Origin of the sequence: Vibrio paracholerae (assembly GCF_037672085.1) — a bacterium.
GTDB lineage: Bacteria > Pseudomonadota > Gammaproteobacteria > Enterobacterales > Vibrionaceae > Vibrio > Vibrio cholerae.
This window is the reverse complement of record NZ_JBBHLM010000002.1, coordinates 929,287-952,089: the sequence shown is the minus strand read 5'-3', so window position 1 is coordinate 952,089 and position 22,803 is coordinate 929,287. Positions and strand designations below refer to the sequence as shown.

The following is a 22,803-nucleotide window of genomic DNA, read 5'->3' as shown; positions in this document are numbered from 1 at the left end:
ATAATAATCAATAGCGACTCAATTTTTTTCATTCGTGCTTTTGCTATCTTTAACTTACATTACGCACGCTTCTTTATGTCCCTATGATGGTTACGAGACTTCATCATGCAAAGCTTTGAAATTGCTATATTCCTCCAATTTTTTCTCGGCCTTGTGGCTGCAGTAAACCCAGTAGGCATTATGCCGGTATTTGTTTCTCTTACTGGCCACATGACGCTGGAAGAGAAAAATAAAACCGCGGCGACCGCCAATATCGCCGTGGCCATCATCTTGATCATCGCCTTACTGGCTGGTCAAATGCTGCTCGACCTCTTCAGTATTTCTCTCGATTCATTCCGTGTTGCAGGCGGTTTACTGCTGCTTAGCATCGCCTTTTCGATGATGAGCGGTAAGCTTGGTGAGGATAAGCAGAATAAACAGGAAAAATCCGAATATATTAGTCGTGAGCAAATTGCGGTTGTCCCACTCGCGATGCCACTCATGGCCGGCCCCGGTGCCATCAGTTCAACGATTGTTTATGGCTCGCGCTACCCAAATATGCTGGATACCTTGGGGATTATTTTTACAGTCGTAGCATTCAGCTTTTGTTCTTGGCTGCTTTTCCGTTCAGCGCCGTATATCGTACGCTTGCTTGGACAAACCGGTATCAACGTAATCACCCGTATCATGGGCCTGATTCTTGGTGCGCTCGGCATTGAATTTATCGCTAATGGACTACGTAACTTGTTTCCCGGCTTAGCGTAATTCGTAAGTAAATCGATTTTAACTGTCGATAAAAAAAGCGCCAAACGGCGCTTTTTTGTTATGAGATATATGGCGTCGCCAAGGGAGACGATTATTTCTCGGCCAAAATGATGCGCAGCGTACGGCGCAGCGGCTCAGCAGCACCCCATAAGAGCTGATCGCCAACCGTGAAGGCATTGAGGAAATCATCGCCCATCGCCATTTTACGTAAGCGGCCGACGGGAACAGACAGCGTGCCCGTTACTTTAGCGGGTGTCAGTTCACGTGCGGTAATGTCTCGCTCATTCGGGATCACTTTGACCCAATCATTATGAGTAGCAATCATCTCCTCGATTTCATCGAGAGGAATGTTCTGTTTCAGTTTGATGGTCAATGCCTGAGAGTGGCAACGCATTGCGCCGATACGCACACACGTACCATCAATCGGTACTGGGGAATCTTGCAAACCAAGAATTTTGTTGGCTTCTACACCCGCTTTCCACTCTTCTTTGCTTTGGCCATTATCGCGTTTCACGTCAATCCAAGGGATCAGTGAACCTGCCAGCGGAACCCCGAAGTTATCGGTTGGGAAAGAACTAGAACGCATGGTTTCAGCCACTTTCTTATCAATATCCAAAATGGAGCTGGCAGGATTGGCAAGCTCTGAGCTGACGGCATCATTAATCACACCCATTTGTGAAATCAGCTCACGCATATTTTGTGCGCCCGCTCCGGATGCTGCTTGGTAAGTCATAGCGCTCATCCATTCCACCAAGCCACGCTCATACAGGCCACCCAGTGCCATTAACATCAAGCTCACAGTACAGTTACCACCGACAAAGGTTTTTGTACCGTGATGAATACCATGCAGAATTTGTTTAAGGTTAACGGGATCCAGAGTGATGATCGCCTCTTTATCCATACGCAATGTCGATGCTGCATCGATCCAGTAACCTTTCCAACCTGCTTGACGCAATGCAGGGTAGACCTTTTCGGTATAACTGCCGCCTTGACAGGTAATGACGGCATCAAGCTGCTTAAGGCTCTCAATGTCGAACGCATCGTGCAACATGCCTGCATCTTTACCAAAATTAGGGGCAGGCACACCAATTTGCGATGTGCTGAAGAAAACTGGTTCGATCAGATCAAAATCGCGCTCTTCTACCATGCGTTGCATGAGGACAGAACCGACCATGCCACGCCAACCTACTAAACCTACTCTCATTTCCCTTACTCTCCGTGTAGATCCAATGTCAAATCACTGGCTCCATCTATAAGTGGTTCAGCCTGAAATCTCAAGCCTTTCTTAGCAAATACGACAACTTTTTCTTATCCTTCTTGATCGGTTATTCGGTTTTTACGGCAAGCATCTTAAAACTCTCACTTTTTGACCAAGTTAGAGTATTGACGTCAGTTTTTTACCAAAAAACTCATTTCTTGTTACACAATAAACTCATATTACAAAAGATTTACTTTCATTTTTTACTCAAAAAATAAACAGCAAATGCTACAAATTAACCACCTGAACGATATAAATCACAACAAAGAGCTTTAATGTCGATATATTATTTTAACTACGGTAAAGTGCACCTCGACTCAATAAGGATATTCTGACTCCTTACTAACGATTGGATAAGAGGCTCTTAGTATGTTACAAGCCCAACAACGCCTGCCAAGTTTGACTCAAGTTATCGTCTCGCTTGGCCTATTTTTGCTGTTAGCGTTTTCATTTACCGCGAAGCTGGATTTACCGATCCAACTGGCTCTGTATATTGGCTGGTTCGTGATCATGACATTAGGCATTCGCCTAGGACATAAATACAAAGACTTAGAAAATGCCGCCCTAAATGGCATTTCAAATGGTTTAGGCGCAGTGCTGATCTTATTGGCGGTCGGTGCTCTTGTCGGAACGTGGATTTCCGGCGGTATTGTGCCAACCATCATCTATTACGGTCTAAAAGCAATTCACCCTTCTATCTTTTTATTAGCCACTATGGTGATTTGTTCATTGACTGCTCTGGCAACGGGAACCTCTTGGGGTGCGGCAGGTACAGCGGGTATTGCTATGATGGGCATAGGGCAAGGCCTTGGTATTCCTGCGCCTATCACCGCAGGTGCTGTGCTGTCAGGCTGTTACTTCGGAGATAAAATGTCTCCCCTGTCTGACTCTGTGATCTTAGCCTCTTCGATGTCTAACGTTGAAGTGATGGAACACATTAAAGGCATGTTACCGATTGCTCTGATCAGCTATGTGATCACGGGTATTCTGTTTACGCTGTTTGGCTTCCACTACGCTGGCAACGTCGATATGTCACAAGTAGAGACGGTCATTGCCGCGATGGAACAGCAGTTCTACATCACGCCTTATTCTTTCGTGCCTGTGTTGATTGTGCTGGGTTTGTTGGCAATGCGTATGCCTTCTTTCCCAGTGATCAGCTTTGGTTCATTGCTCGGTATCGTTTGGGCTGTGATGATCCAAGATGTCGATTTCCTTCAAGCGTTCAACACCGCATGGGCACCTTACAATATTGAATCTGGCGTAAGCTTTATTGATGCAATTCTTAACCGTGGCGGTATGTCATCCATGCTCGGCTCGGTTGCGGTTATCATCTTCGGTCTTGGTTTTGGGGGACTGCTTGATAGAGTCGGCGTGCTAGAAACCATCGCCAAACTGTTCGAGCGCCGAGTCACTAGCCCAGGTTCGCTAGCGACCAGCACTATCGGTACCGCCTTTATGGGGAACGTATTTGGTTCTGCGATGTATGTATCACTGATCCTGACCCCAAAAATCTGTGCCAAGAACTACGATCGTTTAGGCTATCAACGTAAGAACCTGTCTCGTAACGCGGAATTCGGCGGCACACTGACCTCTGGCATGGTGCCTTGGAGTGATAACGGTATCTATATGGCGAGCATTTTGGGTGTGGCAACACTCTCTTATGCACCGTTTATGTGGCTAAGTTTCGTGTGTATCCTCGTCACTATCATCACATCTTACTGTGGTTGGTTTGTCGATAAATGTGAACCCACACAGGCCATGAATGAACAAGAAGCGACGGCAGAGGAAATCCAGAAAGCACCGGCTTCGGCATAACAACGTTCCATCACTTGTTATCTCTTAAAGAGCGCTAAGGCGCTCTTTTTATCGACAACTCATCCGAAGGCAATCGCGATACATGCCACTCTGCCTCACGCACAGTTTCAGCCAGATAAGCAGAAAGATTATCCAAGGCTCTTTCACTTGGGATCTGACCCGCTCGCAAATGACTCTCTATTTCAGCAGCGACCTGTTTTAAGCGCTCAGCACCAAGACTTGCCGCAACACTTTTTAGGCTATGACAATGTCGCTGCGCGGCTTCAGGACTACTGAGTAACAGCGAACGGATCTGCTCATCATCATTTTTATGATCTTCTAGAAAAACCTTGAGTAACTGTCGAACGGCTTCAAAGTCGCCATTTAGCGTTTGCTCTACCAGAGCGATATTGACTTGATGACTCATGCCACCTAGCTCGTGAAATTTTATATTTTCTTGGTTTGAAGCAGATCGTGGCAAAAACTGGGGACGGGATGGCAATACGATAAAACAGAGCATCGCTATCGAGCTAGCCCCAACCAGAATCACCATCATGATCCAGAGCTGATGGTGATACTCCTCTTCAAGCATACTCGCTTCTTCATAAACAGCATGATTGAGCAATTTTCCGACGAGGTTATCGCCTTCGGCGTATTGCGTCAGTAAGCGAGAAACTTGTGCTAAAGCAACTTGTAGCGACTCTTGTTCACGACTGGGCAAGGTTAAAGAATCTTGCAAAATTCGCTCTAAACTTCGATAGATTTCAGGACTGTTTCTATTATCCGCAAACAGCGCTTCAAAGCTAAACGCGCCTAACTGGAAATACGCCGACAATAACTGAGGATCGACCTGCACACGCTGTCGGCTCTCACGAAAGCGCTCAGCTAACTCCGTTGGATGTAATTCAATAGCTAAAAATGCCCGCGCTTGCTCAATAAATCGATCGGTTTGGTACAAGAGCTGCTGCACATCTCGCCGAATCCATATCCTCGATTGTTCTGCCTCAATTTGCATGCGTAAAGCTAAGACTAATGACAGCTCTAGCTCCAAATTAGGAGCCTGATTGGCTCGATAGGGCTGCGCAAAATAGAGCGTCTCACGAAAATGCATCAAACGATTGGTGAGCTCATCGAGACTGCGTGAGGAGGAAGAGATCAAATAGAACTGCCACAACACCAAAGCGGCGACTAAACTCCAAGCCGCGAAAACAGCCATCACGGCTTTCTTCCTAACACCTTGATTCAATAAAGTCTGTTCCATGCCTAACCATCCTGTTTAGAACGTCAGATCAAGCATATACCCTATTTTTACTCTTGATGGTGCACGCCATAAATTGCGTACAAAAAAGAGAGCGTGATCGCTCTCTTTTTCAATGAACTCAATGAAAACCACCTACTTATCTCATGATCGTCAGGCTGATGTTTAACGCAGACGAGTTAACTGATCACGCAAATTAGGCGGAGTACCTTTAATCGTCAGCGTATCGGTTTCTGGATCGTAAAACACTCGCTCGCCGAGCAGCAAACTATCAAAACTCAAGTTTAAACCGCCACCCGCGCCTACGTATTTGGTTAGCTTACGAACCGTTGAACGATCGGCAGGAAAACTCTCTTCTAACTGATAGCCTTGTTCACGAGTGAAATCGAAGAAGTTGACGCCCTCATTACTCGGAGGCAGCTCGCCGGAGAGCTCTTGCACTCTGACTTCATCACCCGCTTTGATTTGATCGTTACAGTACTCATACACCTGCTTTTTGTAACTGATCACTTCCTCTTTTTCGAATTTCGCGTCAGCACAGAAGTCTTCCACCGCCTGCATCAACACTTGGTTTTGCTGTTTGGTGTCTAAGCCAATATCCGCCTGTAGAAAGTCCAAAAAGAAGTCTGCTACTTTACGACCAACACGACCTTTGATGTAACTCAGGTAACGTTTGGACTCTTTGTCGGTTTCATAGCTCGAAAGATCAATACGCGCCACGATATCCATTTTGTTGATGTCGAGATAGTCGGTCGCACTGATGTCGAGCCCTTCCGTCACTTTCAAACTTTGATTGAGAGGCAGTAGACCAATAAAGAGATAATCCGTCGCCAAAGATTGATATTCAGCCATCACTAAGATCCCTTCATCAGCAAAAGGATACTTGGCTAACTCATTTTTTAGGCGCTGAGCGCTTTGCTGTGAAAACTCATAGAATGGTAATATTCCACGACGCATCTCTTGCAACCAAAGCTGGAATTCACTGTCTGACTTAAAGCAACCGAAACCTTTCCCGGCTTTTGCATTAAAAACACGATGTAACTCAGCGACTAAGTTTTCAGTTGACGTATCATTGCGAAGAGATTCGGCGCGATAATTCACCACCAATTCATCGTTATCATTTTTACGGAGTTGGTGCAAAATCACGTTAGAAAGGAATAGGCTCATAGTGAAATAATCATCGTTCTGGTTTCAGTTGTCAGGCATAGTAGGTTATCATAAGCCGCTTTTACTATCATCATCAGAGTCAATATGCCTATTACATCTAAATACAGTGACGAACACGTTGAATCCATTCTGACTGAAATTGCTGCGGTACTAAATAAACATAATGCTTCGCCAGAGCTCACCTTGATGGTGGTTGGCAACATCGCAACGAATGTCATCAATCAAAATGTTGCTGCTGCACAACGTAAAGTGATTGCTGAAAAATTCGCGCAAGCATTAGTGTCGTCTTTGCAAAGCTAAATTGACCCATTTAACCCATAAATAGAAAAAGCACATGGTAGATAGCGGAAATACATACGGCGATCGGGTATCTCGTTTAGTAGGTTGGGGGCACTGGTTTGCCTTCTTTAATATCATCGCTGCCATGTTGATTGGCACACGATATATCTCTCAATCACCTTGGCCAGAAACCTTGCTTGGGCAGCTCTACCTTGCGCTGTCTTGGGTTGGACATTTCGGCTTTTTGGTTTTCGCACTCTACCTATTAGTGCTTTTTCCACTCACTTTCATTATTCCATCGAGAAGCTTATTCCGCTTTTTGGCCGTATGCTTCTCGACGTTAGGCCTCACTGTTTTACTGATTGATACTCAGGCCTACCAAATTATTAATTTGCACCTCAACCCTGTGGTGTGGGAACTGCTATTCAGCGATGAAACCAGCAGTGTCAGTGCGGATTTGCAACATTTGTTTGTGGTACTGCCCCTCATCTTTCTCCTTGAGCTCGGTTTATCAGAATGGGTTTGGCGCAAGCAACGTAAACTGTCGCACAAACGCATCGGGCGACCTCTAGCGGCCGTCTTTTTCTTCAGTTTCATCGCCAGCCATCTGATTTATGTGTGGTCGGATGCATATCTCTATTCCCCGGTCACCAGTCAGCGAGCGAATTTCCCGCTCTCTTATCCAATGACAGCAAAATCCTTTATGGAAAAGCACGGCTTGCTCGATAAAGAAGAGTACAGCAAGCGCCTTGCCGAACAGAATAGTGATATTGACGGTCTGATTTACCCACTCGAACCGTTAGAGTTCAGTCGTCGAGCCAATAATTTGAACGTGCTGATAGTCAGCATCAATAATTTGCGTGCAGATGCCCTGACCCGTGAACTCATGCCCAATACTTATCAGTTTGCGAATGAGAATCTCAATTTCACCAATCATTACAGTTCAAGCAACGATATGTTTGGCTTATTTGGTCTGTTTTACGGCTTACCGAGTACCTACGCCAGCAGTGTGCGAGTACAAGGCAATGCACCGCTACTGATTGATGTGATGAAGAAAAATGACTATCAGTTTGGCTTATTTAGCGGCAACAACTTTGCAGACCCACTCTATAAAGAAACTATGTTCCGCACTTTACCGATAGAAACCATTGTCGTTAAAAATGAGAGCAGCCCTGATGAACAAGCGATACAACGCTGGGCAGAATGGCTAAATGTCGGTCAAAAACAGCCTTGGTTTAGTTTTTTAGAACTGACGACCGTAGAAGAGTTTTCAGAACTCAGTAGTGCTCAAGAGTCCGCAGAGGATCGTTTACGCAGTGCATACAACGTGTCCGTGACCCAAGCCGACCAAGTCATCAACGCCGTTCTTGAACAACTGAACTCGTTGAAACTTATGGATAACACTGTGGTAGTGATCACCTCCAATCATGGCACGGAGTTTAATGAAACCAAAACCAATACTTGGGGTTCAAACACCAACTACAGTCGCTACCAACTGCAAGTCCCTATGGTGATTCATTGGCCTGGCAAAGTGGCAGGAACCTATGCTCATCGCTCTAGTCATCTCGATTTCTCGGTAACACTCATGCAAGATTTGCTCGGTGTTTCCTCCAATCCAGTTGATTACAGCAGCGGTAAAAATCTGTTTAACGAAAGTAAGCGTAAATGGATTTTGGCGGGTGATGCTCGTGAGCTAGCCTTGATTACCGATTCACAAACTACGGTTTTAGATAAGTTTGGTAATTTCAAAGTCTACGATGGCGATTACCAACGTCTTAAAGAAACCAACCCAACACTGCCTGTATTAATGCAAGGTTTGACCGAATTGCAGCGTTTTTACGCAAAAGATAATTAAATTCATTATTTTAAGTCGGTTCAGGGTTGACGCATCTAGTAAAAGTCATTAGATTACGCGCATCGGACTGTAGCGCAGCTTGGTAGCGCACCGTCATGGGGTGTCGGGGGTCGGAGGTTCAAATCCTCTCAGTCCGACCATACACCTAAAGGGGAGTTTCTTAGAAACTCCCCTTTTCCGTTTTATTTAATGTGTAAAATAGCGCTTAGTCATAAAAATAGCGGCCAAGTGTACATAATTAAAGCAAACAGTATTTTCAGGGCTTTACAATCGAACTTAGGGTCGATATTATGCGCCCCATAACGGAGAGATGGCTGAGTGGTTGAAAGCACCGGTCTTGAAAACCGGCGATGGTTAATAGCTATCCTAGGGTTCAAATCCCTATCTCTCCGCCACATTAGAAAAGCCGCTGATAATTCAGCGGCTTTTTGCTTTTACGTACGGTCATAATTTCGCCTCAATACCCTGCGCTTAACGCCGCTTTCAGTAACTCAAGATGCAATGGCACGAGTGCCGCATGGTCTTCGCGATACCCACCGCCTATGACACAAGCGATTGGAATGCTCTCCTGCTTTGCCAAACCCAACATAAAACGATCTCGTTGCGCGATAGCGGCCTGTGAAATGGATAAATAACCTAGCTCATCATCGTTATGAATATCCACACCGGCGTCATAGAGGATCAGATCAGGTCGATGGAGATTGACCGCCATTTCCACCACTTGGATGAAGGTGGACAAAAACTCTTCATCGCCCGTCTGGTTAGCAAATCCGACATCCATACTAGAAGCAGGCTTACGCGCCGGAAAATTCTTATCACAGTGAAAAGAGAGCGTAATGATATCGTCACGTTCCGCGCACAAGGTTGCCGTGCCGTCACCATGATGTACATCACTGTCAATGATCAGAACTTTATCAACACTAGGCAAAGAGAGTGCGAAGTGCGCGGCTATCGCCAGATCATTGAACAGACAGAAACCGCTACCAAAATCGGCGTGAGCATGGTGATAACCACCACTGAGATGAATTGCCACCCCTGATTGCAATGCTTGCTCAACCGTGAGGCAGGTTCCTCCCACCGAGTGCAAAGTACGCTCAATCAGTGGTTTGCTCCAAGGAAATCCGATTCGACGCATCTTGGCCGCAGGTAACGTCCCCTCTAGCAAAGCTTGCACATAAGCTGGGTCATGCAATGGCGTGATGCGTGAAAGCTCGGCAGCAATGGGGGTATGAAACTCGAAGCTCGCTTGCCATGCTTCACTTTGCTCTCTTTGACGCACAATCTCTTCGTAAAGCAGGCGATACTTATTGATCGGATAACGATGCCCCACAGGCAAATCCAGTTGTGAATAAATAGGATGGTAAATCAGTGGGATCATTTTGCTCTGCTCTGGGTTTATTAAGCTTTATACGTTCTGGCTTTACTCTTTGGTGCACGGCGTGCGCGCTTAAAGGCAGGTTTACTCACCGCTGGCAAAGCTTGCAATGATACAGGGACCGGTGCGACCTGAACTTGCTCAATCAACTGCTCGAGGCGGCCTTGTAGAGTCTGCATAAAGGGTTGATAAGCTTGCCCCTTTTCCGCGATCGCTTGCAGCTGATGTTCCCAATGTGCCGTCATATCGGGATAGGTGGCTTCACTGGGTAACGCATTAATCAAACCTCGGCCAGCTGGCGTGCTTTTAATGAGCTTGTTATCACGCTGCAGCAATCCACGCTTAAACAAGGTATCCAAGATCCCAGCTCGTGTGGCTTCAGTGCCTAAACCATCCGTCTCACGCAGAATTTTTTTCAGCTCTTTATCGGCCACGAAACGGGCAATCCCCGTCATCGCCTGCAGTAATGTAGCTTCCGTAAAATGGCGTGGCGGCTCGGTTTGTCTCTGTTTTATGTCCCCTTCTCTACACTGCAGTACGGTGCCAACAGGCAAAGGAGGCACTTTATCGACCCCCTCTTCTTGCTCATCTTGCTGACCGGTCAACACTTTCCATCCAGCACTGAGCAGTTGACGCCCTTTGGCAATAAAAATGCCGCCAGCGATGTTAAAGGCCAGTTTGGCTTCTGCATAAATCGCCGCAGGATAAAATTGCATAAGGTACTGACGCGCAATCAGTTGATACACTTTCATTTCATGCCCTGACAACGCATTAACCGACGCTTTCTTCGGCGTTGGAATGATGGCGTGGTGCGCGTCGACTTTACTGTCATTCCATGCTTTGGAGTGTAGTGATAAATCCGCATCATTCACTGCGGTGACCATCTCTTGCGCATTATTGGCAATCGCCGCTACCACGTCGGCAGCCTGAGCTAAATGCTCTTTCGGTAAGTATCGACAATCAGATCGCGGGTAAGTGATCAATTTATGCTTTTCATAAAGAGACTGGCACAGATCCAACACTTGTTGTGCGCTGAAGTTATACCGTTTTGCCGCATCAATTTGCAGCGCTGAAAGTGAATAAGGCAAAGGTGCCGCTTGCTTGGTTTGATCTTGCTCTGATTCAGTCACAGTCGCGGGCTGATTCGCAATGCGGCTGGCGACATTGTCCACCAATTTACGATTAATGACCCGCCCTTCTTCATCTTGCCAAGGTAAGCAGGCTTCACTTGGTTTCCAACGGGCACGTATGTCGAAGTGATCGGTGCCATTTTGGTATGGAATTAAAGCATCAAGAGTAAAGTAATCATGTGGAATAAAATGCTCGATCTCTTCATCCCGTCGCACCACTAAACCCAGTACTGGTGTCTGTACTCGCCCTACGGAGAGCACGCCTTGATAACCGGCTTTTTTTCCAAGCAAGGTATAAGCCCGTGACATATTCATACCATACAGCCAGTCAGCACGTGAACGCGCTAAAGCCGAAACAGAGAGTGGAATAAATTCACGGTTACTGCGCAAGCCTTGCAAGGCTCGTTTGACTGCCGAAAGGTTTAAATCACTGATCAAAAGGCGCTGCACGGTTTCTTTTTTGCTATTCGGTACTTTGCAATAATCGATCACCTCATCCACCAACAGTTGCCCTTCCCGATCGGGGTCACCGGCATGGATAATCTGCGTTGCTTCTTTGAGTAGCTTACGAACGACAGTGAGCTGTTGAGAGGAGGATTTTCTTGGGCGCAGTTGCCACTGCTGTGGAATGATAGGCAAATCCGCCATATTCCACTTTTTGTAGCGCTCATCATAAGCGTCTGGCTCGACTTGCTCGAGAAGGTGACCAATACACCAAGTCACGATATCGCCATTAGCGCAGCGAATACACCCTTGTTCTTTTTTATGAGGCTTGGGTAGTGCATCGGCAATCGCTCGCGCAAGGCTAGGTTTTTCTGCAATAAATAACCGGGTCATGGAAATCGCTGACGAGATAAAATTAAGGCCACATTACTCAATGTGGCCTTATGAAATCAAGAAAAACTGTAAATTTAACCAGTATTACTCTTGGCTTGCTGAGCGAGCAGCCGCTTCTTTTACCAGAGTTTGCAGTTCACCCTTTTGGAACATTTCCAGCATGATGTCACAACCGCCAATCAGCTCACCTTCAATCCACAGTTGTGGAAACGTTGGCCACTGCGCGTAAACCGGCAACTCTGCACGGATGTCTGAGTTTTGTAGGATATCTACATAAGCAAACTTCTCACCACAAGCCATCAGAGCTTGTGCGGCTTGCGAAGAGAAACCACAGCTTGGCAGTTTCGGTGAGCCTTTCATATAAAGCAGAATCGGGTTCTCGGCGATTTGCTGTTTGATTTTGTCAATAGTTTCCATCGCTTCCTCGTTAATGGATGTCATCAAATATGGGCACATTCTAAAGGAATAACCGAGAATAAAAAGCATATTCTCAATATGGATATACGCTCGACTTGGCGTTGCAGGATCTTTTTCTGCCTTCAGGCTTTTAATAAAGTAAAAAGTTGCTAAAATACTTGGCAAGTCAGTCGTAACGACGAAGAAAATAATACACTGGAAGCAATGACATAAAGAGAATCCACTCTTTACACTCAACGGAGAATCGAGCAATGGCATTTGAATTACCCGCTCTTCCTTATGCGAAAGACGCACTGGAACCACACATCTCAGCAGAAACTCTGGATTTCCACCACGGTAAGCACCACAACACTTATGTGGTAAAACTGAACGGTCTGATCCCAGGTACTGAGTTTGAAAACAAATCACTAGAAGAGATCATCAAGACCTCAACTGGAGGTATTTTCAACAACGCTGCGCAGGTTTGGAACCACACTTTCTACTGGCACTGCCTGTCACCAAACGGTGGTGGCGAGCCAACAGGCGCAGTTGCTGAAGCAATCAATGCAGCATTCGGTTCTTTTGCCGACTTCAAAGCAAAATTTACTGATTCAGCCATCAACAACTTCGGTTCATCTTGGACTTGGTTGGTGAAAAAAGCTGACGGCACTCTGGCAATCACTAACACTTCAAACGCAGCAACACCACTGACTGAAGAAGGTGTAACCCCTCTGCTGACGGTTGACCTGTGGGAACACGCGTACTACATCGACTACCGTAACGTACGTCCAGATTACATGAATGGTTTCTGGGCTCTGGTTAACTGGGACTTCGTTGCTCAGAACCTAGCAAAATAAGCTGACACTGCTTAATAAATCGTCATAAGCCTGCAATTTTGCAGGCTTTTTTCATTTGTTCACCTCAAGTTTTCTGCTCTTGTGCCGTTATATGGACATCAAGGGGAGAGTGTCATGCAAGTCCATACATTAGATAAAGCCGGTGTCATTAGCGAACTGCATTTTGGCCAAGGAATTAGCCAAGCAGTGACGCATGGGCGTCGTGCCGACTTTGCCTTACTCTTGGCCCTGTTCTCTAATGATGTCCGTGATAATACACCAGTAGATAAAATTGAGGTTCCACCGATAACGGAACAAGTATTGCGTCAGCGTTTTGAACTCGCAGAGCCTCAACGCCTAGAAAATGATGAGAGCTCCTATCAAATCTCCGCCAGGCAAGCCGCACTCTTTCATCAAGGTGGCATGGCCAGTGCAAAGCTCAGCCACTATCTCACACCGGAAGTGCTTACTTATCGTCCACAGGATACTCAAGGTTTGCCTGAAGAGGTGTACTTGAACCTCTCAGGGCACGAACGACGTCACCTCGCGGATAAGCAACCCTCTACGCTATTGGCAAAAGACTTTTATCATCGTCTCGCCACCGCCTATCGCCAAGATCAATTACGTACTGCTAGTTAATCTTGACCTTCTCTCACCTTTCTTCTCTTCTGCAAGAAAGCCATTCGCTCTATGTTCAAACTACAGTGAGTTGCAGGTAAGAGGCCACTGGGTAGCACTATGTGTATAGAGTGACTCTACACTTGAGAAACCAACCTAGCCCCTGAGTTTTAAGTAGGAAGGGGATATACATAATGCATACTGCAAACAATAATTCTGTTTAATATTTTTTGTGAATGGATGCAAAGTATTAAGTTTCAGTTTGGTTAATCCAAAGTTATTTGAACTTATTCACACTGTATACACATGTAATCAACCATGCTGTCCAAACCCCCTGCGAAACCTCACGGTTAAAAAGGCAGATAAAAATAAGGTAAGGTGGCACTCATGGACATAAAAAGTGCAATAATATTAATTACTTCTGCAAGCTCAGCCTTGGGTAGCACACTGGCAACACATTTTGTGAAGTTAGGAGCCAAAGTGATCCTCTGCGATCGCGATCAACAAGGATTAGTCGATACCTATTGGCGCTGTCATGCACTCTCAGATCAAGTTGCCTACTTTCATATCAAGGATTTTTCCCCAGAAAGTATTGAGACGCTGCTTGATATGGTCGAGCAAAAATTTGAGCGTGCGCCCGATGTGCTGATCAACAACTTACCGTCTGCGCCATTGCCGTCACTAGTCGATGAAAAACCTAGCGAGCAGTTTATTCAGCAGCTCGCGGCTATTGCGTCTTCACTGTTTAACTTCAGTCATGCTTGTTCTGTTAGGATGCGCCAACAGCAGACCAAAGGGGTCATCGTCAATGTGGTGTGTTACAACACAGTACAAGATAGATCCGGCATTGTGAGTGCCAATTCGATGGTATCGGGGTTTACTCAGAGCTGGGCTCAAGAGCTTACCCCGTTTAATATTCGGGTTGGGGGAGTTGTCCCTCAAATCGCTAGCGCAAACGATGAAATCGTACACTGGTCAGAAATGCGGGAAGAGCTGATCCGTAATACAGAGTATATTGTTTCCAATGAATACTTTAGCGGCAGGGTTATGTCAGCCTGATTTCAGAGGCGATCATAACCCTTCATTTAAATACTCATCGAGATACTCTTCTTCCTCAGGGTCATAGTCATCCACTTGGATCTCCGCTTTGAAAGCTTGCCGTTGAAGATAAGCATCGCGAGCCAAACTATAAGGATCAGGAGAGTCTTGTAATAAGGCCTCTTGCGAGACTAACGCAGCGCGCGTTTCCATGCCTTCAAGTGCCCATTTGCCTATCCCAGCCCAGATATTGAGATAGGCAAGCGGGAAATACATGCCATCCACCACATCGGTCACTTCGCGTACCGTATAGGGACCATAACCTGGCACCATTAAATAGGGGCCATTGCCCACACCGTAATGGCCTACCGCATCACTAAACGCCTTATCATCGTATTTTTTGATGCCGGCTTCAGAAGCGATATCAATCAAACCGAGTAAACCAAAGCTGGTATTAATCCAAAAACGATTAAAGTGATCGACCGCTTTTGTCCCATTGCCCATCAGCAGGTTATTCACCATGCTGGCAGGCTCGTCTAAGTTAGAGAGGAAGTTGGCAATGCCACTGCGTACAGGCTTAGGTACATAACCGACATAAAATAGAGAGACCGGGCGCACCACATAAGGGTCTAGATAGTCATAGTTAATTGTCCACATTTGCCGGTTGAAACTTTCCAGAGGATCGTTCACCTGCGAATGAGGGGAGGAGTCATCAGGTGCACTGCTGCACCCAACTAAAAAAAGTGTGAATAGCGTAATCCAAGATAAGCGGCCAACCATACGTAATTCCATGTGCAAAGGCCGATGATCCCATCGGCCTTATTGTTATATTATTTTTCAGCTTGTGATTTTATTCATACTGCTTATCAAGCACAACGTCAACAGGCTCACCTGTTTTCATTGTGGGACTTTCGGCATACCAGTCACCGCTTTTCGTCGCCACATTACCATCGCTGTCGATACGCACGCGTACCACATACGACTCAAGACTGGACAATTTTGATCCTTCCATCATGCTGTTATTGTCATCCAACACCACGGTTCTTGGAAACTCACCTAGCGGATAACGGGCTGCAGCAACAGGCATTGGCGAACCGGGAGCATGGATAGATACGATCAACACTGCGTTAGGATCAACCTTAACCTGCTCACCTAGATTAATGGTGACTTTCACCGATTGCCCCTCTGCCATGCCCTCGCCCATTCTCTTACGAGCGCTTTCAATACTGCGGCTGAGCATCTCATAACGAGCATCGTCAGGACCAATCGCTTGTTGCATCAAACTCCAGTACTTGATTGCAGCAGGAAAATCTCCACTTTCAAAAGCATCAAACGCCAATAATGAATAGACGCGTAAATCAGCATAACCACGTTGGGCTAACTTGAGCAGAATCGACTTCGCTTCTTGCTGGTCGACAGGATCATTCGAAAGCATCAAAGCTTGTGCGTAACCAAATTTCACATCCGGATCTTCATTATCCAGAGCAAAAGCTTTCTTCATCGCGCCAATCGCGGTTTCCAGATCGCGATTAGCAAGGCCAATCCGACCAAGCAACAGCCAACCGGTAACATCATCAGGCTGATAATGCAGTCGAGTGCGCAGTGCCAACGTCAAATCATTCATCTCTTCGTCACTGAGTTCCGCTTGTGGCGACATGAGTTTTTTTGACAATTCAGGCAGTTGTGCTGACACTTGCTGCCAAGCCTGAACATGCTGATAGTGACCAAACTTGGCGTACAGCGCATAACTCAATCCGACCACCAACAATACTGAAGGCAGCGCAACCATCCACAGTGAAACACGATTTTCCTTCTGATGTTTTTGCTGGGTTGGAATGTCGTCAAGCAGAGTCTGTTTTAAGTCGGCAATCAAATCTTGTTGATCGGCAACAATGCCTTCTTCGGTTTCCTCTTCAAGCTCTTTCAATCGGTCTTTGTAAAACGCTTTATTCAGCTCATCGCGCAAAGCCTGATCGTTATTCGCACGCTTTTGAATAAACGGAATGATGACGAAAACCACCGCAATCGCCACCAGTAATAGGGTCGAGATCCAAAACATCCACATGATTACTTCTCTCCCTCTTGCTCTTCTTTTAGCAATGCTTTCAAACGGGCTTCTTGCTCTTCATTCCACTCGACATTATTCGCAGCATCACGTGCTTTACGACGACTGCGTAACACAATCACAGTGAAACCAATCACTAACACTGAAATAGGCCCAAGCCAAAGAACAGCGGTACCTAAGGTAAATGGCGGATTGTAGGTCACAAAGTTGCCATAACGCGCAATCATGTAGTCGACGATTTCCGATTTCGATTTACCCTCTTTGGTCATCTCATACACTTTTTGGCGCAGATCTTGTGCCAACTCAGCGTTTGAGTCGGCAATCGTGTTGTTTTGACATTTCGGGCAGCGCAAGGTCGCCCCCAATTCTTGAAATTGTTTCTCCTGCTCTGGGGTATCAAAGTCATACACTTCAATCGTTGCAAACGCCGAGAGAGAAATCAGCATGGCGGCACAGACTGCAAACAACCACTTTTTCATTGTTTCGCCTCCGCCAGCATTTTTTCATACAGTGGCGCGAGTGTTTCTTGCCAGTTGCGCGAATTAACATCCCCAACATGACGATAGCGAATCACGCCATTGGCATCGATTAAGAAGGTTTCTGGAGCGCCGTAGACCCCAAGATCCAGCCCCAACATACCATTGCCATCAAACAAGCTGATCAGGTAAGGATTGCCTAAATCATTTAGCCATTGAGTTGCTTTATCTCGCTGATCTTTATAATTAAGACCGATGATTTTTACCCCTTGTTTGGCCAACTCATTGAGATATTGATGCTCGGCATAACAGGTTGGACACCAGGTCGCCCACACATTGAGCAGTAAAGGCTCACCTTTGAAAATCGACTGATCGTATAACTTACCGGGCTCTGCCAGATCTTCGAGACGAAACTCAGGAACGGTTTTTCCCACCAAAACCGATTCCAACTTGGTTGGGTCATCCCCTGCGGAGTTTTTCATTAACTGGGTAGCAAACACACCAGCCAACAGCAAAAATGCCACTAGCGGGATAAATAAAATCTTCTTATTCACTTAAGCCTCCTGATGTGCGTTTTTTCTAAAGCGGTAACGCTTGTCACTGATGGCTAAGGCACCACCGATGGCCATCAGCAAGCCGCCAGCCCAAATCCAGCGCACATAAGGTTTGTAATAAATACGCACAGCCCAAGAGCGGTTATCATCCAAACGCTCACCCATCGCAATGTAAAGGTCACGCGTAATGCCACGGTCGATCGCCGCTTCGGTCATCATTGACTTTGCGGTGCGATAGAAACGTTTCTCGGCATGCAATGTATTGACATATTGGCCTTGGCTAGTGATTTCAAAATCAGCAATGTAGCCATCGTAATTCGGGCCATCTTTATCACGCACACCTTGGAAGTAAAAGTTGTACTCATTGAGTTGGAAGTTATCTCCCGGAGCCAAACGCACATCACGTTCAATGCTGTAGTTTTGCACCATAGCAATACCAATGATGCTCACCGCTAAACCAACATGACCAAGCATCATCGCCCAGTGGCTACGTTGCAGTTTCTTCACCCCAACCATGAAGCTGTGACGATGAGTCGCTCGCGTGTGCAGTTCATAAGCGTGTAACAGTAAGATCCACCACGCCATTACCCAACCAAGATAAGCCATTGGGCTAAACGTCGGAGCATTCAGCCACATCATCAAGGCTGCCAACACTAACGATGCAATCGCTGTGATGAGCATAGGTTTAAAGAGTGTGGATATTTGATCGCGCTTCCAGCGGATCAGTGGACCAATTCCCATAAAAAATGCAAAAGGAATCATCAACCAGGCAAACAGCATGTTAAAGAAAGGCGCACCTATAGACACGGAGCCGAGACCCAGTTGTTTGTGCACTAAAGGCAACAAGGTACCAATCAGTACCACCGCGAGTGCAGTCATCAGCAGCACGTTGTTTACCAACAAGCTGTTTTCACGAGATACCAGCTCAAAATTACCACGCACTCGTACTGAAGCGCCTTTGATCGCAAATAGCAGTAGTGAACCACCAATCACCGCAATCAAGAAGCCAAGAATGAACATACCGCGCGCCGGATCGGAGGCGAAAGCATGCACCGAAACCAAGATGCCTGAGCGCACTAAGAAGGTGCCCAATAGGCTCAACGAGAATGCAGAAATCGCCAGCAGTACCGTCCACGCTTTGAACGTGCCGCGTTTTTCAGTCACCGCTAATGAGTGCATCAGCGCTGTTCCGGCAAGCCAAGGCATGAAAGAGGCGTTTTCCACTGGATCCCAGAACCACCAACCGCCCCAGCCAAGTTCGTAGTAAGCCCACCATGAACCCAGTACGATACCCAGCGTCAAAAAGAGCCAAGCGGCCGTTGTCCAAGGTCGTGACCAACGTGCCCATGCCGTGTCGAGACGGCCTGTCATCAAAGAAGCAATCGCAAACGAGAAAGCCACTGAGAATCCCACATATCCCATGTACAACATAGGCGGGTGAATGATTAACCCGGGGTCTTGCAGCAGCGGATTTAAATCACGGCCGTCAATCGGAAAATAAGGCAAGGTGCGTAAAAACGGGTTAGACGTCAGAATGATGAAGAGTAAGAACCCAACAGTAATCATCCCCATCACCGCAAGCACACGCGCTACCGATTCTTGTGGCATACCGCGGCTAAAACTCGCGACAGCCACAGTCCAAGCCGCTTGGATAAGCACCCAAAGCAGTAATGAACCTTCATGCGCGCCCCATACAGCAGTGAGGCGATAGTACCAAGGCAGCTCACTATTGGAGTTACTTGCCACATATTGCACTGTAAAATCATTGATATAGAATGCCCACAGCAAAACCGCAAACGAGATCGACAGCAAAAAGAACATACCCCATGACAAAGGGCGAGCCGTGTTCATCAATAGTGTGTTGTTGCGTGACGCCCCAACTAATGGCAGCACACTGAGTAATATCGCTAAGCTGAGCGATACAATCAGTGCAAAGTGGCCAATTTCAGCAATCATTGGTCGCTTCCTTGTTTCTGTTCTTGCGAGTATTGCAGTGGAGCGTGGGTCTTTTTCATCGCCTCTGCAATTTCTGGTGGCATATAGTTTTCATCATGCTTTGCCAGCACTTCAAACGCTTCAATTTTGGTCGGCTCCACTAACACCCCTTGTGCTACGATACCCTGACCTTCTCGGAACAGATCGGGCAAAATACCGTCATAGGTCACGGTAATACTTGGTCCCACATCGTGTAGATCAAAGCTGACTTTCAATGAGTTCGGATCACGTTTTACCGAACCTTCCACCACCATACCGCCAATACGTAAACGCTGGCCGATTTCCGGCTTTTTCCCCTCTTTGCCATACACGAGCTCAGTCGGGGTATAGAAGAGATCCATATTCTGATTCAAGGCATAGATGATGAGCCCAATGGTCGCGCTAAGGCCAAATAGAATGGCCAAAACAACACCGAGCCGCTTTTTACGTCTTGGGTTCATAGTGTGTTCTCCATATGTTTCGCAGCATCAATACGCGCCTGACGCGCCAATTTATCGCGCACTTGGTTGAGTAACTTGATTTTGCGTCGAACGCTGACGATCCACAACATCGCCATGGAAAGATAAGTCAAACCGAAAGCACTCCAAACGTAAGCGGCATAACCGCCCATCGCTAAAAAATCACTGAAAGAGTCAAAATGCATTACCGATTTCCTCGCACGGTTTGGTTGGCAAGCTCACTCACCCAAGGACGGTGGCTTTCTCGGCTCAAAATTTCATTGCGTAAGCGGATCATGGTCAATGCAGCAAAAAAGAACGCAAAACCCAAGACACAAGCGAGCAGTGGCCATAACATTTCTGGTGCGATCGATGGTTTGGCAAACTTAGTGATCGTGGCACCTTGGTGCAAGGTGTTCCACCACTCAACGGAGAAGTGAATGATAGGCAGGTTAATCACTCCGACGATGGCTAATATACCCGCCGCTTTTGCCGCAGTTTTTTGGTCATCAAACGCATGATAAAGCGCAATAACCCCTAAATAGAGAAACAGCAGAACAAGCTCAGAAGTGAGACGCGCATCCCACACCCACCATGCTCCCCACATCGGTTTGCCCCAAATAGCACCCGTGATAAGGGCAATAAAGGTGTACACCGCGCCGATGGGTGCCATGGCTAACGCGGCCATATCCGAAATGCGCAGTTGCCAGACTATCCCGATAAATGCAGCGATGGCCATCGACATGTAAACGCCCATCGACCATATCGCTGCGGGAACATGGATATAAATGATTCGAAAACTGTCCCCTTGTTGGTAATCCGCAGGTGCATAGGCCAAACCGAGCACCGTTCCTACCGCAAGAAACAGGAATCCTAAACTGGCAAACCAAGGCAACAACTTACCACACAGCTGGTAAGCGGCATCAGGTTTGGCATAGGGATGAAGCCATTTCCACATGTTTATCTCACTTTGCTTTCAAATTATTGAGTTTTAACTAAGTTGTTATAATTTATCTAACGCAGTATTTTCGTGCTTGATCGAAAACAATCAATGCACACTTACTCGTAACGCCGCGCTGATCGCAAATGGCGTTAGAGTCATCGAACCCATGAGCATAGCCGCTAAAATCGCAAGCTGGCCGTTATACGGCATTCCCAATGCCGCCGCATCAATCGCCGAGGTCGCAAATATCAAAACTGGGATGAAGAGCGGCAAAACCAATAAGCTCAATAGCACCCCACCCTTTTGCAAACCCACGGTGAGCGCCACCCCAATTGCCCCAATAAAACTCAGTGTTGGAGTCCCCAGCAACAGAGTCAGCACAACCGCAAGCCAGGTTGAGCTATCAAATGAAAGCAAGATCGCCAGTAGTGGGCTAATTAAAATCAGCGGTAAGCCTGTCAGTAGCCAATGAGCCGTCACCTTAGCCAGTACCACCACTGAGAGCGGTAATGGTGTCAGCATCGCTTGCTCTAATGCACCATCTTGAAAATCATCACGAAATAAACGCTCCAATGAGAGCAATGCCGCTAATAAAGCGGCCACCCAAACAATCCCAGGCGCAATTCGTGCTAACAAAGCAGGCTCTGGTCCCACACTGAGCGGGAACAGGGTAATCACGATGATAAAAAACCACAGAGGGTTAAACACATCCGCCTGACGGCGAAAAGCAATTAAAAGTTCACGATGAATAAACTGAATAAAAGCAGACATCATTTCGGATCACCCAAGCGAATTTTGCGCAGTTTAGGGTTATCGGCAAACATGTCTTGGTGAGTCGTCAGTATCACAATCCCCCCTTGCTGCGCATGGCTTAAAAAGAGCGCCTCAAGCACGCTCACTCCTTGCTTATCGATGGCGGTGAGCGGTTCATCCAAAATCCACAGTGGCTTTTTACTTAACCATAATCTTGCCAAGGCAACTCGACGCTGTTGCCCTGCCGACAACTGTGCAACCGGCACATCTTCACGCCCAGCTAATCCAACTTTGGCTAGCGCTTGAAAAATCGCGGGTTCATCCACCGTTTGTTGATGAACCGCCAGATAAAAACGTAAATTTTCCAGTGCGGTGAGTTCTCGCTTGATGCCGGTTTGATGGCCTAAAAACAGCAAGTCTTGATGATAACTTTCGCGGTCACTTTGAATTTTGCTCCGTTGCCAGAGGATTTCCCCACACTCACACTCTCCAAGACCCGCAATAATACGTAACAAGGTCGTTTTGCCTGTGCCATTACGACCTTCGATTTGAACGAGCTCGCCTGCATGGATCTCAAAAGAGAGTGATTCGAATAAAATCCGTTCATCACGTATGGCGGTGAGATTTTTAACTTCTAACATGCTTATCTACTAAGAGCGTTGGGACGGCTATATTAACACAGCGAGGGGGAGACTAAAGACGCGAACTCTATTACTAATCACGAAACTAAGTAAGAATCTATTAAAAATTCACGCGTTTTGTTCGCATCTAACCCTTTGTAGTTACAACTATAATCCATCCATAACGAGAAACATGCGTGATATCACAATATCAAACGCGCTAACCCCTCATCTCAACGGTTCATCCGTTCCTGTCGATGAAGAATAAAAAAAGGAAGCCTACGCTTCCTTCAAAAACTCATTCAGTCATGAGCCATATCCAAATGACTATCTTTTCCCTAATTGAAGCCGTATTCGTGTTGGCGACCAGCAGGC

23 protein-coding genes and 2 tRNA genes are annotated in these 22,803 nt (G+C 46.6%); 9 read left to right on the top strand and 16 right to left on the bottom strand.

Going from position 1 to position 22,803, the window contains the following annotated elements:
* Positions 1–105 precede the first annotated feature (105 nt).
* Positions 106–744 (top strand): YchE family NAAT transporter, encoded by a 639-nt coding sequence (locus R4537_RS09770; RefSeq protein WP_001190427.1) that lies wholly within the window; start codon positions 106–108, stop codon positions 742–744.
* A 91-nt stretch (positions 745–835) separates the two neighbouring features.
* Here R4537_RS09770 and asd read toward each other — a convergent pair whose 3' ends face one another.
* Positions 836–1,948 carry an aspartate-semialdehyde dehydrogenase gene (gene asd / locus R4537_RS09765; protein WP_001263693.1) on the bottom strand — a complete coding sequence of 371 codons (1,113 nt, stop codon included), beginning with the start codon at positions 1,946–1,948 and terminating at the stop codon, positions 836–838.
* A 423-nt stretch (positions 1,949–2,371) separates the two neighbouring features.
* Between asd and nhaC the strand changes: the two genes are divergently transcribed.
* Positions 2,372–3,817, top strand: a complete 1,446-nt coding sequence (gene nhaC, locus R4537_RS09760) for a Na+/H+ antiporter NhaC (RefSeq protein ID WP_071177834.1) — start codon at positions 2,372–2,374, stop codon at positions 3,815–3,817.
* Between the two features lie 34 nt (positions 3,818–3,851).
* On the opposite strand, the gene R4537_RS09755 is transcribed toward nhaC, so the two are convergent.
* Entirely contained in the window at positions 3,852–5,057 is a 1,206-nt protein-coding gene (locus R4537_RS09755) for an Hpt domain-containing protein (protein ID WP_071177835.1), read from the bottom strand.
* 162 nt (positions 5,058–5,219) lie between these two features.
* The gene (yejK, locus tag R4537_RS09750) at positions 5,220–6,221 is read right to left on the bottom strand and encodes a nucleoid-associated protein YejK (protein WP_071177836.1); all 1,002 of its coding nucleotides are present in this window, start codon (positions 6,219–6,221) and stop codon (positions 5,220–5,222) included.
* Positions 6,222–6,305: 84 nt separating this feature from the next.
* On the opposite strand from yejK, the gene R4537_RS09745 reads away from it, so the two are divergent.
* The 4 genes from R4537_RS09745 (at position 6,306) to R4537_RS09730 (ending at position 8,750) form a co-directional block, all read left to right on the top strand.
* A complete protein-coding gene (locus tag R4537_RS09745; protein ID WP_001123168.1) occupies positions 6,306–6,521 on the top strand; it encodes a YejL family protein in 216 nt (71 codons plus the stop codon).
* 34 nt (positions 6,522–6,555) lie between these two features.
* Positions 6,556–8,355, top strand: coding sequence for a DUF3413 domain-containing protein (locus R4537_RS09740; protein ID WP_071177837.1), 1,800 nt, complete (start codon positions 6,556–6,558; stop codon positions 8,353–8,355).
* A gap of 63 nt (positions 8,356–8,418) precedes the next feature.
* Positions 8,419–8,495: transfer RNA gene (locus R4537_RS09735), tRNA-Pro, on the top strand.
* A 164-nt stretch (positions 8,496–8,659) separates the two neighbouring features.
* Positions 8,660–8,750: transfer RNA gene (locus R4537_RS09730), tRNA-Ser, on the top strand.
* Between the two features lie 62 nt (positions 8,751–8,812).
* Here the strand turns inward: R4537_RS09730 and R4537_RS09725 are convergent.
* The 3 genes from R4537_RS09725 to R4537_RS09715 all read right to left on the bottom strand — a co-directional run bounded on the left by R4537_RS09725 (position 8,813) and on the right by R4537_RS09715 (position 12,114).
* Positions 8,813–9,733 carry a histone deacetylase family protein gene (locus tag R4537_RS09725; protein WP_071177838.1) on the bottom strand — a complete coding sequence of 307 codons (921 nt, stop codon included), beginning with the start codon at positions 9,731–9,733 and terminating at the stop codon, positions 8,813–8,815.
* A 20-nt stretch (positions 9,734–9,753) separates the two neighbouring features.
* Positions 9,754–11,697, bottom strand: a complete 1,944-nt coding sequence (locus R4537_RS09720; RefSeq protein ID WP_071177839.1) for a DNA topoisomerase III — start codon at positions 11,695–11,697, stop codon at positions 9,754–9,756.
* 84 nt (positions 11,698–11,781) lie between these two features.
* The gene (locus R4537_RS09715; protein WP_071177840.1) at positions 11,782–12,114 is read right to left on the bottom strand and encodes a Grx4 family monothiol glutaredoxin; all 333 of its coding nucleotides are present in this window, start codon (positions 12,112–12,114) and stop codon (positions 11,782–11,784) included.
* Between the two features lie 251 nt (positions 12,115–12,365).
* On the opposite strand from R4537_RS09715, the gene sodB reads away from it, so the two are divergent.
* The 3 genes from sodB (at position 12,366) to R4537_RS09700 (ending at position 14,606) form a co-directional block, all read left to right on the top strand.
* Positions 12,366–12,950 carry a superoxide dismutase [Fe] gene (gene sodB / locus R4537_RS09710; protein WP_000863548.1) on the top strand — a complete coding sequence of 195 codons (585 nt, stop codon included), beginning with the start codon at positions 12,366–12,368 and terminating at the stop codon, positions 12,948–12,950.
* 114 nt (positions 12,951–13,064) lie between these two features.
* Positions 13,065–13,568 (top strand): VC2046/SO_2500 family protein, encoded by a 504-nt coding sequence (locus tag R4537_RS09705; protein WP_071177841.1) that lies wholly within the window; start codon positions 13,065–13,067, stop codon positions 13,566–13,568.
* 414 nt (positions 13,569–13,982) lie between these two features.
* Entirely contained in the window at positions 13,983–14,606 is a 624-nt protein-coding gene (locus tag R4537_RS09700) for an SDR family oxidoreductase (RefSeq protein ID WP_235859082.1), read from the top strand.
* A gap of 12 nt (positions 14,607–14,618) precedes the next feature.
* Here the strand turns inward: R4537_RS09700 and R4537_RS09695 are convergent, their stop codons facing one another.
* From R4537_RS09695 to ccmA, 10 genes are all read right to left on the bottom strand, one after another.
* On the bottom strand, positions 14,619–15,365 hold the full coding sequence (locus R4537_RS09695) for an MlaA family lipoprotein (protein WP_000233071.1): 747 nt from the start codon (positions 15,363–15,365) through the stop codon (positions 14,619–14,621).
* Positions 15,366–15,435: 70 nt separating this feature from the next.
* Positions 15,436–16,650 carry a c-type cytochrome biogenesis protein CcmI gene (ccmI, locus tag R4537_RS09690; RefSeq protein WP_071177843.1) on the bottom strand — a complete coding sequence of 405 codons (1,215 nt, stop codon included), beginning with the start codon at positions 16,648–16,650 and terminating at the stop codon, positions 15,436–15,438.
* Positions 16,651–16,652: 2 nt separating this feature from the next.
* Positions 16,653–17,096 carry a cytochrome c-type biogenesis protein gene (locus tag R4537_RS09685; RefSeq protein WP_002053208.1) on the bottom strand — a complete coding sequence of 148 codons (444 nt, stop codon included), beginning with the start codon at positions 17,094–17,096 and terminating at the stop codon, positions 16,653–16,655.
* A 29-nt stretch (positions 17,097–17,125) separates the two neighbouring features.
* Positions 17,126–17,680: a DsbE family thiol:disulfide interchange protein gene (locus R4537_RS09680; protein ID WP_001035064.1), complete on the bottom strand. Its 555-nt coding sequence runs from the start codon at positions 17,678–17,680 to the stop codon at positions 17,126–17,128.
* Positions 17,681–19,636 (bottom strand): heme lyase CcmF/NrfE family subunit, encoded by a 1,956-nt coding sequence (locus R4537_RS09675; protein WP_029627399.1) that lies wholly within the window; start codon positions 19,634–19,636, stop codon positions 17,681–17,683. It lies immediately after the preceding gene.
* A complete protein-coding gene (gene ccmE, locus R4537_RS09670) occupies positions 19,633–20,115 on the bottom strand; it encodes a cytochrome c maturation protein CcmE (RefSeq protein ID WP_001069622.1) in 483 nt (160 codons plus the stop codon). The genes R4537_RS09675 and ccmE overlap by 4 nt, the downstream gene beginning before the upstream one ends.
* The gene (gene ccmD, locus R4537_RS09665; RefSeq protein ID WP_000545343.1) at positions 20,112–20,318 is read right to left on the bottom strand and encodes a heme exporter protein CcmD; all 207 of its coding nucleotides are present in this window, start codon (positions 20,316–20,318) and stop codon (positions 20,112–20,114) included. Before ccmD ends, ccmE begins: the two co-directional genes overlap by 4 nt.
* Positions 20,318–21,070, bottom strand: coding sequence for a heme ABC transporter permease (locus tag R4537_RS09660; protein ID WP_071177844.1), 753 nt, complete (start codon positions 21,068–21,070; stop codon positions 20,318–20,320). The genes ccmD and R4537_RS09660 overlap by 1 nt, the downstream gene beginning before the upstream one ends.
* Before the next feature lie 90 nt (positions 21,071–21,160).
* The gene (gene ccmB, locus R4537_RS09655; RefSeq protein WP_000986584.1) at positions 21,161–21,829 is read right to left on the bottom strand and encodes a heme exporter protein CcmB; all 669 of its coding nucleotides are present in this window, start codon (positions 21,827–21,829) and stop codon (positions 21,161–21,163) included.
* Positions 21,826–22,449 (bottom strand): cytochrome c biogenesis heme-transporting ATPase CcmA, encoded by a 624-nt coding sequence (ccmA, locus tag R4537_RS09650; RefSeq protein WP_000895173.1) that lies wholly within the window; start codon positions 22,447–22,449, stop codon positions 21,826–21,828. Before ccmA ends, ccmB begins: the two co-directional genes overlap by 4 nt.
* Positions 22,450–22,803: the final 354 nt, after the last annotated feature.